Source organism: Leifsonia sp. Y862 (genome assembly GCF_057669585.1).
Window position 1 is genome coordinate 16,453 of the sequence record NZ_JBYHFR010000003.1, and the last position, 14,704, is coordinate 31,156.

General features: G+C 64.9%; 15 protein-coding genes. 5 read left to right on the forward strand and 10 right to left on the reverse strand.

Going from position 1 to position 14,704, the window contains the following annotated elements; all coding sequences use genetic code 11:
* Positions 1-243: a DUF1272 domain-containing protein gene (locus AC25Z0_RS14375; protein WP_488133653.1), complete on the forward strand. Its 243-nt coding sequence runs from the start codon at positions 1-3 to the stop codon at positions 241-243.
* A gap of 200 nt (positions 244-443) precedes the next feature.
* On the opposite strand, the gene menD is transcribed toward AC25Z0_RS14375, so the two are convergent.
* Both menD and AC25Z0_RS14385 read right to left on the reverse strand, forming a co-directional pair.
* Positions 444-2,279, reverse strand: coding sequence for a 2-succinyl-5-enolpyruvyl-6-hydroxy-3-cyclohexene-1-carboxylic-acid synthase (gene menD, locus AC25Z0_RS14380; RefSeq protein ID WP_488133654.1), 1,836 nt, complete (start codon positions 2,277-2,279; stop codon positions 444-446).
* Entirely contained in the window at positions 2,272-2,709 is a 438-nt protein-coding gene (locus AC25Z0_RS14385) for a PLD nuclease N-terminal domain-containing protein (RefSeq protein WP_488133655.1), read from the reverse strand. The genes menD and AC25Z0_RS14385 overlap by 8 nt, the downstream gene beginning before the upstream one ends.
* 72 nt (positions 2,710-2,781) lie before the next feature.
* Here AC25Z0_RS14385 and AC25Z0_RS14390 point away from each other — a divergent pair, with 72 nt between their 5' ends.
* Positions 2,782-3,144, forward strand: coding sequence for a DUF4229 domain-containing protein (locus AC25Z0_RS14390; RefSeq protein WP_488133656.1), 363 nt, complete (start codon positions 2,782-2,784; stop codon positions 3,142-3,144).
* Here the strand turns inward: AC25Z0_RS14390 and AC25Z0_RS14395 are convergent.
* The 3 genes from AC25Z0_RS14395 to AC25Z0_RS14405 form a co-directional block, all read right to left on the reverse strand.
* Entirely contained in the window at positions 3,067-4,071 is a 1,005-nt protein-coding gene (locus AC25Z0_RS14395) for a 1,4-dihydroxy-2-naphthoate polyprenyltransferase (protein WP_488121496.1), read from the reverse strand. The genes AC25Z0_RS14390 and AC25Z0_RS14395 overlap by 78 nt on opposite strands.
* Before the next feature lie 81 nt (positions 4,072-4,152).
* Entirely contained in the window at positions 4,153-5,334 is a 1,182-nt protein-coding gene (locus AC25Z0_RS14400) for an AMP-binding protein (RefSeq protein ID WP_488133657.1), read from the reverse strand.
* Between the two features lie 7 nt (positions 5,335-5,341).
* Positions 5,342-6,298, reverse strand: coding sequence for a 1,4-dihydroxy-2-naphthoyl-CoA synthase (locus AC25Z0_RS14405; RefSeq protein WP_488121498.1), 957 nt, complete (start codon positions 6,296-6,298; stop codon positions 5,342-5,344).
* Between the two features lie 165 nt (positions 6,299-6,463).
* Between AC25Z0_RS14405 and AC25Z0_RS14410 the strand changes: the two genes are divergently transcribed.
* Both AC25Z0_RS14410 and AC25Z0_RS14415 read left to right on the forward strand, forming a co-directional pair.
* Positions 6,464-7,501, forward strand: coding sequence for a sigma-70 family RNA polymerase sigma factor (locus AC25Z0_RS14410; RefSeq protein WP_488133658.1), 1,038 nt, complete (start codon positions 6,464-6,466; stop codon positions 7,499-7,501).
* 59 nt (positions 7,502-7,560) lie between these two features.
* Entirely contained in the window at positions 7,561-8,544 is a 984-nt protein-coding gene (locus tag AC25Z0_RS14415) for an o-succinylbenzoate synthase (RefSeq protein WP_488133659.1), read from the forward strand.
* A gap of 42 nt (positions 8,545-8,586) precedes the next feature.
* Here the strand turns inward: AC25Z0_RS14415 and ccsB are convergent, their stop codons facing one another.
* From ccsB to AC25Z0_RS14440, 5 genes are read right to left on the reverse strand one after another with little or no spacing between them, the layout of a single operon-like run.
* Positions 8,587-9,546 (reverse strand): c-type cytochrome biogenesis protein CcsB, encoded by a 960-nt coding sequence (ccsB, locus tag AC25Z0_RS14420; RefSeq protein WP_488133917.1) that lies wholly within the window; start codon positions 9,544-9,546, stop codon positions 8,587-8,589.
* Positions 9,547-9,597: 51 nt separating this feature from the next.
* Complete coding sequence (gene resB, locus AC25Z0_RS14425) at positions 9,598-11,280, reverse strand: cytochrome c biogenesis protein ResB (protein ID WP_488133918.1); 1,683 nt, start codon at positions 11,278-11,280, stop codon at positions 9,598-9,600.
* Positions 11,264-12,025: a cytochrome c biogenesis CcdA family protein gene (locus AC25Z0_RS14430; protein ID WP_488133660.1), complete on the reverse strand. Its 762-nt coding sequence runs from the start codon at positions 12,023-12,025 to the stop codon at positions 11,264-11,266. The genes resB and AC25Z0_RS14430 overlap by 17 nt, the downstream gene beginning before the upstream one ends.
* Positions 12,026-12,027: 2 nt before the next feature.
* Positions 12,028-12,627, reverse strand: coding sequence for a TlpA family protein disulfide reductase (locus tag AC25Z0_RS14435; protein WP_488133661.1), 600 nt, complete (start codon positions 12,625-12,627; stop codon positions 12,028-12,030).
* On the reverse strand, positions 12,624-13,268 hold the full coding sequence (locus AC25Z0_RS14440; protein WP_488133662.1) for a histidine phosphatase family protein: 645 nt from the start codon (positions 13,266-13,268) through the stop codon (positions 12,624-12,626). Before AC25Z0_RS14440 ends, AC25Z0_RS14435 begins: the two co-directional genes overlap by 4 nt.
* A 64-nt stretch (positions 13,269-13,332) precedes the next feature.
* Between AC25Z0_RS14440 and aspS the strand changes: the two genes are divergently transcribed.
* Positions 13,333-14,661 carry an aspartate--tRNA(Asn) ligase gene (gene aspS / locus AC25Z0_RS14445; protein ID WP_488121505.1) on the forward strand — a complete coding sequence of 443 codons (1,329 nt, stop codon included), beginning with the start codon at positions 13,333-13,335 and terminating at the stop codon, positions 14,659-14,661.
* Positions 14,662-14,704: the final 43 nt, after the last annotated feature.

Below are 14,704 nucleotides of genomic sequence, written 5' to 3' on the forward strand. Positions count from 1 at the left end.
GTGCTAGAGATCCGACCCAACTGCGAGTGCTGCGATCGCGACCTCGCGCCGACAGACGACAGCGTCTTCATTTGCTCGTTCGAGTGCACCTGGTGCGCAGACTGTGTCGACACGTTCGCCGGCCGGCGCTGCCCGAACTGTGGCGGCGTGCTCACACAGCGGCCACCCCGCGCACTCGAGAAGCTCGTCGGGAGCCCGGCGTCGACGGTGCGCGTCGTGAAGAAGGATTGCCGCGCCGGCTGAAACCGGTCAGTTTCGGTCGCGTCGCTAGCGCTGTCGTGTACCCCGTTGGCCGAGGAGGCCGTTCGCGGCCGTCTATTGGGTAAATGGAAGCGGATTCAACGCTCCTCCGACATCCGCTCGAGACCCCTTCGCCGCGACCGGTAACGCGGAGATTTCGAGACGCGTCCTCGTTCCTCGGGCGCTCCTCAATCAGCGAACAGCTAGCGCGGCAGCGGTACTTCTAGGATCGACGGCCCTGCCACCGGCGAGGTCAGTGCCCGCTCCAGTTCGCTCCGGTTCGTCGCGCGGGTGTACTCCCAGCCATACGCCGCCGCGAGGGCGGCAATGTCAACCTGGTGCGGCGTGAACAGCACCCGATCGACAGCGCTCTGGGGAGCGGATGCGGCCACCTCAAGACCATCGAAGATCGTTCCGCCGCCGTCGTTGCCCACGATGACCTGCACGCGAGGCTGAGGCTCACCCGGCACCTGCAGGAGCGAACCGACGTCGTGCAACAGGGTGAGATCTCCGAGCAGCACACGCGTCGTGCCCGACGATCGCGGGATGTCACCCGATTGGCTGGCAATGGCGATGCCCATGGCCGTCGCAATCGTGCCGTCGATTCCGGCGAGCCCCCGGTTGGCGTGCACGGAGATCTTCTTGCCTGGCACGCGCTGGTCAGCGACGCGGATGAGCCTGGAGGCGCCGAAAACGAGCCTGTCGTGCGGCCAGGTCGCCCGCCACAGCGCGTCGACCAGGATGCCGCGGGTTACAGGGGCTCGCAGTGCGGCCAGTTCGGACTTGGCGAAGCCGCCACGCACCCGGTAGTCGGGCGATGACGCCGCAGCCACGTCGGGTACCGCGTTCTCCGCTTCGTCGATCGCGTCACGCAGGTGCCGGCTGGCAGCGACCCAACGACCGACCCATGCGCGGCCGTCGCGAGTGTCGGCATCCGCCACCGACGCCTCGCTGACGACAATGCGGTCGGCGAAGCGATCGACGCTGTGGCCGGGGTTGTATCGCTCTGCGCCGGACGCAGACACGACGATCGTCTCAATGCCGTCGCGCTGGATGAGCGCGGGAACCTGGCGGCTGAGGGTTGGGTGGCCGAAAACGATGACGCGCTCGATGGCACCGCCCCACTCCGGCTCATCGAGGAGTTCGCGATAAGCGATGACGAGGTTGGGTCCGAACCGGGCGCCACTGGAGACTTCGGCCAGGAGCGGCCACCCTCCAGCCCTGGCCACGCTTTCGGCCGCCGGGCCAGCTGACGCGCCGGCAACGACGACGGTGCGCTTTCCCGGTTCGACGACGATCACAGACTCTGACTCTGTCGTCGGGGAGAGCTCGGGCGCTGGGTGGGGTTCGGAGGCTGGTACTGCGATAGCATCGGCGTCGAGTTCAACCGGAGCGGACAGTGGCTCCCTGAACGCGAGATTGAGCTGCACGGGCCCTGCAGGGCCTGCTGTGGCCGCAGAACCTGATCCTGCACCCAGCGCGGTGCCGAGCGCCAGGGCGGCCAGCCGCAGTGCCTCTCCGGTCTCGTCTGCTGCTCCCGTCGGCGCTGGGACGTCGAGCGACAGCCTTGTCGCACTGCCGTAGATACCGGGCTGGACGGTGGTCTGGTTCGACCGGATGCCGCGAAGCTCTGCTGGCCGGTCGGCCGTCAGGAGAATCATCGGCACGCGTGAATGGTGCGCCTCAAGGACGGCGGGGTGCAGGTTCGCCACGGCGGTGCCGGATGTGGTGATCACCAGGGCGGGAAATCCGCTGTCGACGGCGAGGCCAATGGCCAGGAATCCGGCGCTTCTCTCGTCGGTGCGCACGTGCATGCGCACGGCACCGATCCGTTCGTACTCTGCACTGGCCAAGGCCAGCGCCTGCGAGCGCGACCCTGGGGACACCACAATGTCGCTCACACCCAGCCGGATGAACTCGCCGAGGAGCGCGATACTGAAGTCTGTCGCCGGGCTGCCGCTGGATGCGATTCCGTTGGAGTCGATTCCGTTAGATTCGATTCCGCTCGATGCGACGCCGCTCTGCACCGGCTCAGGCATCCCGTCGGCCAGGCATGTCGCCGTCTGAGGGGTCGGTCTTCCCCGGGGTGCCGTGGCCTGGGCCGCGATCGTCGTGCTTGCCCGGCTTGTCGTTGTCGTCGCCACCCGGGTTATCGAGATCGGCCAGTTCCTGCTCCATGCGGCGGATGCGCTCCTGCTGCGTCGCCTCGTCGCCGAGCCTTCTCAGGAACTCGGGGTCGTCATCCGGCGCCATGGATCGGCGAATGCCGCGGTCAGTGGCCCCACGACGCCCACGGCCGACAATCAGCCAGAGCAATGGCCCGATGACGGGCACGAAGAGGATCACGAGGAGCCAGGCCCAGCGGGGCAGCCCTCGGATTCTGGCGCGCTCCAGCATCGCGCAATCCACCAGGGTGTAGACGGATAGAACGACGACGACGATGACGCCGATGAACAGCAGGCGGGACATAGCCCAAGTCTAGGCCGGTCACCCGTGAGCTCGGTGAGCATGCTCCCATCTGGGTCAAACTAAACTGGCCACATGAAGGCTGTTCCTGCGTGGTTGTTCTACTCGGTACTCCGGGTATTGGTGTTCGCTGTGCCATTGGCGATCTTTCTGATGCTGGCCATTCAGCCGTGGCTGGCAACCGTTCTCGCCGCCATCATCGGATTCTGCCTGTCGTACATCTTCCTCAGGAAGCCACGGAACGAGGTCGCTGCCGGCCTGTACCGTCTGCGCAACCGCACAAGCGAACCTGACGGCGCAGACGAAGTAGCAGAGGACGCGGCCGTCACGGCCACGTCCCCCGCGTCAGAACCGCTCGGATCAGAAGGCGAAAGCCGCGCCGAGCAGGATGCTGTAGCCGAGCGCGGCGAAACTGGTGAGCTGAAGCGCAAGGATTAGTTCGCGCGACGTCTTCGCCGTCAGGGCGATCAGGCACGCGGGTAGTGCGAGCAACAGCACGAAGAACGTCAGGTAGGCCGCTGGGTAGAACAGCGTGAAGAAGCCGACGATCACGAACGGCGCGAGGATGAGCACGCAGTAGGCGATGCGTGATGCCCTATCGCCCAGCAGCACCGCGAGGGTGCGCTTGCCTGCAGCCTTGTCTGGCACGATGTCGCGCACGTTGTTGATCATGAGCACAGCACAGGCGATGAGCCCGATGCCGATGGCACCCAGCCAGCTTTCGGTGTTGACACGGCCGACCTGCACGTAGGTGGTGCCGAGCGTGGCGACGAGACCGAAGAACACGAAAACGAAGATCTCACCGAGCCCCGAGTAGCCGTATGGCCTCTTGCCGCCCGTGTAGAACCAGGCAGACACGATGGCCACCGCTCCGACGATCAGTAACCACCATTGCTGGGTGAGGATGACGAGGACCAGGCCGGCGATGGCACCGAGCCCGAAGAACGCCAATGCAACGTTGAGCACGGCACGCGGATTCGCGCGACCGGATCCGGTCAGCCTGGCCGGTCCGACGCGGTGCACGTCCGTCCCGCGGATGCCGTCGGAGTAGTCATTGGCGTAGTTCACGCCGATCTGCAGGCAGAGAGCGACGACCAGCGCGAGAACCGCCCTGACCGGGTGGTAGACGCCGGGGTCACTGGCGACGATGGCCGCTCCCGTTCCCAGGATGACCGGTGAGACGGCCAGCGGAAGCGTACGGAGCCTGGCGCCGGAGACCCAGTCGCCGAATGAGGCAGGCTTCATCTTCTTGGGCGGCTGAGCGCCGTTCTTCCGCGCCGGATGCCCGGACCTGCCCTCCGTCTTCGACGATTCGGGCTGCTTTCCAGCCCGTGTCGCCTTGCCGAGTTCTTCTGCCGGATTCATCCGCTGCATTTTGGGGCCTGACGGCCGCGTTCCCTGTGCCACTCCCTTATGGTACTTCGAAGCGCTGTGAGCCACAGATCCCTAGTCGGCCAGTGTGTGTGCCAGGCCCTGGCGATCCGCTTTGCCAGAGGCAAGCAGAGGTATCTCGGCCACCACCACGATGCGTGCAGGGCGGGCGGACTTACCGATCGCCTTCGCCACCGCGTCGCGAACCTCTGCCAACCCAAGCGGAGGGCTCCCCGTGGTGACGACGACGGGAACCTGTCCCCACTCCGGGTCGGCCGCCATGAGCACCACGGCGTCGGCAAACCCGTTCAGCGTGCGCACCACGCGTTCGACGGCGTCGAGCGACACCTTCAGCCCGCCGGAGATGATCACATTGTCTGCCCGACCGAGCACACGCACCAGGCCGGTTTCGGCATCCACCTCGCCGAGGTCGCCCGTGCGGAACCACCGAACCCCGTGCTCCTCCACGAAACGGGATGCCGTGCGTTCGGGGTCTCCCAGGTAGCCCTCTGCCAGCACGGCGCCGGCAATCTCCAGCTGCTCGCCGGCGTCATCATTGCCGTCCTCGCCGCCGTGCGCGCTGGCGACCCGCACCCTGGTGTTGCCGATGGGAGTGCCGTTGTACACGCATCCGCCCGACGTCTCTGAGGAGCCATAGGTGCGCACAACAGTCACATCGAGGGCAGCAGCCCGCGCGATGACCTCTGGCGCAATCGCCTGCCCCCCAACCAGGATCGCGGTGAAGCGGCGCAGCACCCGCAGGACGTCGTCGTCATTCTCCGCCGCGTCGATCAAGCGGGTCAACTGAACCGGGACCAGCGAGGTGTAGCGCAACGGATCGGTGAGCCGCCCCGCCGCCTCCACAAAGGCCGCGGGGTCGAACCGGCCGGGCGCAAGCGTCACCGGCATGGTTTCGGCAGCGATCGACCGCACGAGAACCTGGATGCCCGCGACGTAGTGGGCAGGCAGCGCGAGCAGCCACTGGCCAGGTCCGCCGAGAGCCACGCTCGTGGCGGCAGCGCCCGCGAGCAGGGCGTCGACGCTCAGCATCACCCGCTTCGGCACACCCGTCGATCCTGAGGTCTCAATCACGACAGCAACAGCGCGCGGGACAGCGCCGAACGAGGGGGCGTCACCCTCTTCGGGGAGACCTCCGGCCAGGGGCAGGATCGCCGGCCCCTCCCCCGCCAGCGCGAGGCGCAGCGCAACCATGACCTCTTCGGGAGAGTCGCCTGGCACACCAACGAGTTCTCGCATCACAACCTCAGAACTGCCAGGGGTATGGCGCCCAGTCCGGCTCACGCTTTTCGAGGAACGCATCGCGACCCTCGACGGCCTCATCGGTGCCGTAGGCCAGGCGCGTGGCTTCACCGGCGAATACCTGCTGGCCGACAAGACCGTCGTCGACGGCGTTGAAGGCGAATTTCAACATGCGGATGGCGGTGGGCGACTTGGTCAGGATCTCGTGCGCCCACTCCAGCGCTGTCTCCTCCAGCTGCGCGTGCGGCACGACGGCGTTGATGGCGCCCATCTCGTATGCCCGCTGCGCAGAGTATTCGCGGGCGAGGAAGAAGACCTCGCGGGCATTCTTCTGACCGATCTGGCGGGCGAAATATGCGCTGCCGTAGCCGGCGTCGAACGACCCGACGTCGGCATCCGTCTGCTTGAACTTGCCGTGCTCCTCGCTGGCGATGCTGAGGTCGCACACCACGTGCAGTGAGTGTCCGCCACCGGCTGCCCAGCCAGGGATCACGGCGATGACGACCTTGGGCATGAAGCGGATGAGGCGCTGCACCTCAAGGATGTGCAGGCGTCCGCCGCGCGCGGCGTCGATACCGGTTGCCGACTCACCGTCGGCATACTTGTAGCCGTCACGCCCACGGATGCGCTGGTCACCACCCGAACAGAACGCCCAGCCGCCGTCCTTCTGGCTCGGGCCGTTGCCCGTGAGCAGGATGACACCGATGCGCGGGTTGGTCCTGGCGTCTTCGAGCGCAGCGTAGAGCTCGTCGACGGTGTGCGGGCGGAATGCATTGCGCACCTCAGGCCGGTTGAACGCGACGCGGGCGACGCGACCCGACAGGTCGTGGTGGTACGTGATGTCCGTCATGGCTCCGAATCCGGGTGCCTCGCGCCACTGGCTCTGGTCGAAGATCTCCGAAACCGGGTTTCCCGATGGGTTCTCTGGGGCGTCGGAAGTACCGGATTCATGGGGCGTCATGGTTCCAGCCTACGCGGGGGCCCGTGCGGCCGGCATCCGTTGCACCACTGCTTTTAAACCACACGAAAGTCAACCCCCTTGAGGGGACATGAGGCTGCCGCTGTACTTGTGTGCGGGGCTACCCGGGCTCCAGGAACATGAGGGGGGCTCATGACAATTTTTGCCGTGACACAACAGAATGCAACGCGCGACGGAGAAACCGAGAGCTCACCGTCGCCGTTGCTGTCAGACGCAACGGTCGAGGCCTTCAGGCGGCAGGACGCACGCGCAGAGGCCGCCTATGCGAATGACGACCGGGCGGGGCGAGTGACCTCGTCCACCGATATTTTCGGAGACTACCTGCACAAGATCGGCGTGAGCCCGCTCTTGACCGCCGAGGAAGAAGTCACGCTGGCGCGTGACATCGAGGTGGGCGTGCTGGCTCGCGAGAAAATGGAGCACACGGACGACGCGGTGCTTCAGCGAGAACTGGCGTGGCTCGCCCACGCCGGCGATGTGGCGAAACGTCGCTTCATCGAGTCCAACCTGCGCCTCGTCGTCAGCATCGCAAAACGCTATGCAGGCCGAGGCGTTCCGGTGATGGATCTCGTGCAGGACGGCAACCTTGGCCTCATTCGCGCGGTTGAGAAGTACGACTACGCGTCTGGCTACAAGTTCTCCACCTACGGAACCTGGTGGATTCGACAGAGCATCCACCGCGGCCTGGCAGACAAGTCCCGCATGATCCGGATTCCGGTGCACACCGTCGAGAAGATGAATATGGTCAAGCGGATGCGGCGTGAGTTGCTCGGTGAGCTGGAGCGCGAACCCACGGAACAAGAGCTGGCAACGGCAGCACAGCTCTCTGCGGGCGACATTGCGGCCCTGCAGCGCTTCGACAATGAACCGATCTCGCTCTACACGCCGATCGGCGATGGCAGCGGCGACATCTCGGAGATCATCATCGACGACGACACGGTGCAGCCGGAAGACTACGCGGTCGGCACGCTCCAGCACGCCGACATCGAGCACTTCCTCGACTGCCTGCCAGAGCGAGAACATCGCATCCTGAATGCCCGTTTCGGGCTCACCGGTGAAGATCCGCTCACGCTGAACGAGATCGCGAACATTGAGGGCGTGACCAAGGAACGCATCCGCCAGTTGCAAAAGCGTGCACTCAGGCTCATGAACGTGAGCAAGCTACAGCGCTACCTCACCGACTGAACGGCGTGCGTACCGGTGCAGACGATGCGCCGGCGCACCCTCTGCGCCAGACTGGACTCATGCTTCCCACACTGGCAGAGCTCATGTCGACGGCGCAGGTGGTCTCACTCCCCCTCGTCACACGCTTTCGCGGCATTGAGACGAGGGAAGCGCTGGTGTTTGAGGGCCCGTACGGCTGGAGCGAGTTCTCCCCGTTCGTCGAGTACGACGACGTGGAGGCCGCCGCCTGGCTCGTGGCTGCCATCGACTTCGGCTGGAACGCGCCGCCAGCGCCGGTCCGCGAGAGCATCAGGGTCAATGCGACGGTGCCTGCTGTCGGGCCAGAGCTGGTCGCTCGCGTCCTCGCCCGTTTCCCCGGATGCCGCACCGCAAAGGTGAAGGTGGCCAACACGGGCCAGACGTTGGCGGAAGACATCGCGAGGGTGCGCGAGGTACGTACCGTGCTTGGACCAGAAGGCTTCATCAGAATCGACGCGAATGGCGCGTGGACCGTCGATGAAGCTGAGCGCGCCATCCACGCCATGGCCGAGTTCGACCTCGAGTACGTCGAGCAGCCATGCGCGAGCGTCGAAGAGCTGGCTGAGATCCGCCGGCGTACGGCCTATCTCGACATTCCCATCGCCGCCGACGAAAGCGTGCGCCGTGCTGAGGATCCGCTTGCGGTGGCCAGGGCCGGTGCCGCTGATCTGCTGGTGATCAAGGCCCAGCCGCTCGGCGGCATCCGCTCTGCCCTTGCGATCATCAGGCAGACCGGCTTGCCTGTCGTGGTGTCGAGCGCACTCGACACGTCCATTGGCATTTCGATGGGCGCCCACCTGGCCGCCGCGGTTCCTGAGCTCTCCTACGATTGCGGGCTCGGAACCGCGTCACTCCTGGCCGCCGACGTCACGACGCGTCCGCTCATCCCGGTCGACGGCGCCATTCCCGTGCGACGCGTCGTAGCGGATGCCGGCCTGCTTGCCGCCCACGCCTCCTCCCCCGCCAGGCGCGGATGGTGGCTGGAGCGACTGGCCAGGACGTACGACGTCGTTGCTGCGGGCTGAGCTGGTCTACAAGCCTGAATTGCTTTACAGGCCTGAATTGGTTTACAGGCCTGAGTAGGCGTGCAGCCCCTTGAAGAACACGTTGACGATGCCGAAGTTGAACAACACAGCGGCAAAGCCGATGATGGCCAGCCAGGCAGAACGCGATCCGCGCCAGCCACGCGTTGCGCGAGCGTGGATGTAACCGGCGTAGATGACCCAGATGATGAAGGTCCAGACTTCCTTGGTGTCCCAGCCCCAGTAACGACCCCAGGCCTTCTCAGCCCAAACTGAACCGGCCATGAGGGTGAACGTCCACAGGATGAAGCCGATGATGTTGACGCGGTACGCCAGGTTCTCCAGCGTGAGGGAAGACGGCAGGGTCGCCAACAGGCGCAGACGCATGGACTTGGCGTCGGCCGCGAGGCTCTCGCGGCGGAACTGCAGCAGCTGCGCAACCGACAACCCGAAACCGAGGGCGAAGAAGCCCGTGCCGAGCGTGGCGACGAATACGTGAATGACCAGCCACACCGACTGCAGTGCCGGTGGGAGCGGGACAACGTCAACGTAATAGTTGAGTGCGGCGATGCCGAGCAGCACCAGAACGAGCCCGGTGATGAATGTGCCGAGGAACCGCAGGTCGACGCGGGTCAGCACAACGAGGAACACCAGCATGATGATGGCGGTTCCGGTCATGGCGAACTCGTACATGTTTGCCCACGGCACGCGGCCGGCCGCAATACCGCGGAGCATCGTTGCCACGACGTGCAACACGAACGCCAGCACGGTCAGAGAGACTCCAACACGGAGGCTCGGTGACTTGGTGTACGGCATCGAGGCATCATTGGTGATTCGGGCGCTGATTCGAGTGAGCGTCTTCGTCGCGCCTGAGCCGGCTTCCGCGGTCGTCGACGCCGTTCCGGCAGCCAGGGCAGCCGCAGCGCCCTCAGCCTCTGTCACGGCAGCCGAGCGCCTCGCCAGGTCGATCGCGAAGGCAATGAACGCCAGCGCATAGACGGCCATCGCCGAATACAAGCTGAGAACGGAAATCTCGTTGAGGGTCACGGTGTAAGCCTAAGTCTGTTGGTCTGTGGGGGCGAGCGAGGCAGCGGGCGCGCTGTCTGCGAGTGTGTCGATGTGTCGGTCGGCCAGGTCGGCCACCGCAGCTTCGAGCGCGGGGTCTTCGCCGCGGGCGAGACCGGCATACTCGAGGCGGAGGGTGCCATCTTCCTGCTCGATGGCCTTCACCCAGACACGACGACGCGGAATGAAGAGCGAGGTCAGCAAGCCGAGCAGCACCAGGACGGCGAAGAGCAGCACCCAGCCCTGGGTCGGATCGTGGTGGATGTCGAACGACGCGAACCGCAGCACAGAGCCGGAGAAGTCGCCGACAGCGGCATCCGGACTCTCGTTCTCAAGCGTCACAGACCCGAGCCCGTTCGGGAGTTCCTGCGTCTGACCCGGCATGAGCTCGAGCCCCACCGTCCCGCTGGTACCGCCGGCAATCTGGGTCATCGAGTCGGTGTCGAGTGAATAAACGGATGTCGGCACGCCGTCGTCGAGGCCGAGGTCACCCGCATACACGCGCAGCGTGAGCATCGGGTATTCAAGGTCTGGGTACGAGGAGTAATAGGCACCAGAGGACATCGTCGCCTGCGTCGGGTAGAAGAACCCGACCATGCCGACCTGCTCTGCGAGGCCGTCCGGCACCTTCACGACACCGAGAGAGGTGAGGTTGGCATCCTTCGGCAGGAACGGAATCGAATCGGTGAAGACCACCGTCCCTGCTGGGTCGCGCACAGTGATCGTCGGCGCGTAGCCATTGCCGAGCAGATAGACGTCGGTTCCGCCCGTGCGGAGCGGACCGTTGACCTTGACCTCGGCCTGTTCGGTCTCTTCACCGCGGTGGGTGACGGACACCCCGGCGGAGTAGTCGGTCGCCTGGCCGTATGCCTTGATGTTCTCTGTCTCGTACGTGGTCGTGAAGCTGTTGAGTGTGAGCTTGTACGGGTCGAGGCTGGTGTCGTCGAAGAAGCGCCCAGGGTTGAACGAGTCGAAGGCGCTCACGGTGTTCACGAAGGTCTGACCCTCGACGAGAACCCGCTGGCCACTGAATCCGAAACCGCTGCCGAAGCCGACGGTGATCAGCATGCCGACGAGCGCGCTGTGGAACACCAGGTTGCCGGTCTCCCGCATGTAGCCGCGCTCTGCAGAGACGGAGAACTCGTTGCGCTGGTTGAACAGGGCAACGCGGTAACGACGGGACTTCAGGAGTGTGCGCGCAGAGTCGATGGCCTGGGCTGCGCCAACACCGGCAGGAGCCTCACGGGTGGTGAAGCCGGCCAGGCGGTTCAGGCGCGCCGGCGTCTTCGGTGGCTTCGCACGCAACGCCTTGAAGTGGTGGATGGTTCGCGGGATGACGCATCCGATGAGCGACACGAACAGCAGGAGGTAGATCGAGGAGAACCAAGCAGACGAATAGACGTCGAACGCCTGGATCTTGTCGAGAACAGGTGCGAGGTCCGGGTTGTCGGTGAAGTACTGCGTGACACCGTTCGGGTCTGAGCTGCGCTGCGGAACGAGCGAGCCGGGAACCGCGGCAATGGCCAGCAGGAGGAGCAGGAACAGCGCCGTGCGCATGCTCGTGAGCTGGCGCCAGAACCACCGCAGCCAGCCGACGACGCCCAGCTTCGGCTGGGCGATGGCGGAGTCGGCCTGAGGCGGCCGGGAGTCAATGTGATCAGATGGCCGGGACAAAACCGCCAATCACCCCCTGGAGGTCGAGCAGCCAGGCTGTCCAGATTCCGCTCACCATGAGCACACCGATAGCAATGAGGAGCACGCCTCCCAGCAGATTGATGACACGAATATTCCGCTTCAGAAATGACACGGCCCCTGTAGCCCAGTTTAGGCCGAGAGCAATGAGTACAAATGGGATGCCAAGGCCCAGCGCATAGAACAGCGCCAGCAAGCCACCCTGCCACGGGGATCCTGTGGTGAGGCTGAGCGAATTAATGGCGGTGAGCGTTGGGCCGGTGCACGGCGTCCAGCCGACCGCGAAGACGGCGCCAAGGATGGGGGCGCCTGCCAGGCCCATTTTCGGCTTCCACTGGGCTTTCACCGTGCGCTGGGCGAAGCCGAACTGGCCGACGAAGACCAGGCCCATCAGGATGACGACCACACCGGCCAGGCGGGTGATGAGGTCGCGGTACTGGTTGAGCCAGAACCCGGCGAATCCGAAGACGACGCCGGTGAGCACGAAGACGAGCGTGAAGCCGAGGATGAACAGTGCAACGCCGAGGACGAGTCGGTTGCGCCCGCGCTTGTCGCCCTTGTCTGCGCTCGACCGACCATCGGTGAATCCGCCGATGTAGGCCAGGTAGCCGGGGACAAGCGGCAGGATGCACGGGGAGGCGAATGAGATCAGGCCGGCCAGGACAGCGACGGGGATGGCGAGAAGTAGCTGGCCGCTGAAGACGATCTCGCCGAAGGGATTGCCCACGACTAACTGCCCTCAGCGACAGTGTCGCGGATCAGCGTTTCGAGAATCGATGGCGTGGTCACCTGGCCGAGAATGCGCGCCGCAACCCGGCCTGTCGCGTCGACGACCAGCGTGGTCGGCACGGCGTTCGGGGGGATGCTGCCGCTGAAGGCCAGCTGGGCGCTGCCGTCGTTGACGTCCATGACAGACGGATATGTGATGCCGTACGCCGTGTTGAACGCCAGCGCGTTCGCCGCCTGGTCGCGCACATTCACGCCGACGAAGCTGGCGCCATTGTCGGCGAACTCCTCGTTCAGCTTCTGGAGAGCTGGGGCTTCTGCCCGGCAGGGTGCGCAGCTGGCGTACCAGAAGTTCACGACGACGACCTGGCCGAGGTAGTCCGCAGACGAGAGCGCCTCGCCAGACTCGGTGGTGCCGGTGAAGTCGACGACCTCGCCGCGGCTCTCGATCGGAATCTCGGTCACGCTGCCGTCACCGGCGATGAAGCCCTTGTTGCTGCCCTCGCGATACTGCTCAGCGAGCGTGTCGCTCGACGAGCATCCGGCCAGCAACGCTGCAACAACAGCGGCGCCAACTATCAGCAGCCCAGATGCGCGCTTCATACCGCACCAACATCCTTCGACTTGCCCTGCAGCGACAGGGCGGGGTTCGCGTACCCGACTTCGACAAATCCGTCGCCGCGTCGCTCCAGCGTCGTGATGCTCGACAGCGCACAGCGCCGTTTCCGCGGATCGTGGGCAAGGCTCTGTCCGGCCAGTGTGCGATGCACCATCCAGATGGGAAGTTGATGGCTGACCAGGACAACGTCACCGCTGTCCACTGAGTTGTAGGCATCGTCGATAGCGGCGAGCATCCGCTTGGAGATCGACGCAAAGGGTTCGCCCCAGCTGGGCTTCAGCGGGTTCACCAGCGACGGCCAGTTACGAGCGTCGCGCAGGGCGCCGCCAGGGCCGCGCATCCGCTTGCCCTCGAAGTGGTTCTCCGGCTCAATGATGCGGGGATCAATATCGATGGGCAGGTCAAATGCTGCCGCAATGGGTGCCGCGGATTCCTGCGTACGCTGCAGCGGGGAGGCGATGATTCGGCTGACAGGCCGACCGCGCTCCGCCAGATCAGCGGCAGCGACTGCCGCCATCTGGGCGCCTAAACCGGAGAGGCCAAAGCTCGGCAACCGTCCATAAAGGACGCCATCGGGGTTGTACACCTCTCCGTGACGGACGAGATGAACTTGACTAGCTACCACGCCATCCAGTCTACGGAAGGCAATCCCGCGAATTCGCCGAGAACCGAGCGGCTAAACTCAATGTGTGACTGATCGCGTACTCATCAAAGACCTTTCCGCTCAGGCTGACGGACCCACTACGGTATCCGGCTGGGTTGACACCGTCCGTGACCAGAAGAAGGTGCAGTTCGTCGTACTGCGCGATGAATCTGGCGCGGTACAGCTGGTCAATCCACGCACAACGGATGACGAGGGCACGGTCGTCGCAGACGACCTCTCGACCACGATCTCCGGCCTCTCGCAGGGCAGCTTCATCACCGTGACCGGTGAGCTGAAGCACGACGAGCGCGTCAAGCTCGGTGGGATCGAGGTGAAGCTCTCGGGTATCGAGGTGCTCTCGCTCGCCATTCCGGAGACGCCGATCGCCGCCGACTCCAGCCTCGACAAGCGACTTGACTGGCGCTTCCTCGACCTGCGCCACCCGAAGCAGAACCTCATCTTCCGCATCCAGACCACGTTCGAGCACGCGCTCCGCACGTACTGGATCGAGCACGACTTCATCGAGCTCCACACCCCGAAGCTCATGGCATCCGCGAGCGAGTCTCGCGCAGAGCTGTTCGAGGTCGACTACTTCGACACCAAGGCGTACCTCGCGCAGAGCCCGCAGTTCTTCAAGCAGATGGCGCAGTCCGCCGGCTTCGGCAAGATCTTCGAAGTTGGCCCCGCGTTCCGCGCAGACCCCTCGTTCACGAGCCGTCACGCCACGGAGTTCACCAGCATCGACTCTGAGATCAGCTGGATCGACAGCCACGAAGACGTCATGAAGCTGCACGAAGACCTCATGGTTGCCGGCTTCAGCGCCGTCAAGGAGAAGCACGGCGAGGAGATCAAGGCGCTCTTCGACGTCGAGGTCACCGTTCCGAGCACCCCGTTCCCCCGCATCCCCTTGGCAGAGGCCAAGGAAATCGTCAAGGAGCGCGGCTACGAGGTTCCCCGCGAAGACGACGACATGGACCCTGAGGGCGAGCGCCAGATCGCCGCGTACGTCAAGGAGACCTACGGACACGAGTTCGTCTTCCTCACCGACTACGCAGCGAGCATCCGCCCGTTCTACCACATGCGCCACGAAGGCGACCAGAGCCTGACGAACAGCTACGACCTGATCTTCAACGGCACTGAGATCTCGACCGGCGCCCAGCGTGAGCACCGCGTTGACGTGCTGATCGAGCAGATGAAGGACAAGGGGATGGAGCCGGAGGAGCTCGACTTCTACCTCGACTTCTTCCGCTACGGTGCTCCGTCGCACGGTGGATTCGGCATGGGCCTCGCCCGCGTGCTGATGCTCATGCTGCACCAGACGTCGATCCGCGAGGTCACGTACCTCTTCCGCGGCCCGACGCGCCTGCTGCCGTAGCCTCAACAGCACCTACACGAAAGAGCCCGTCGAGAAATCTCGA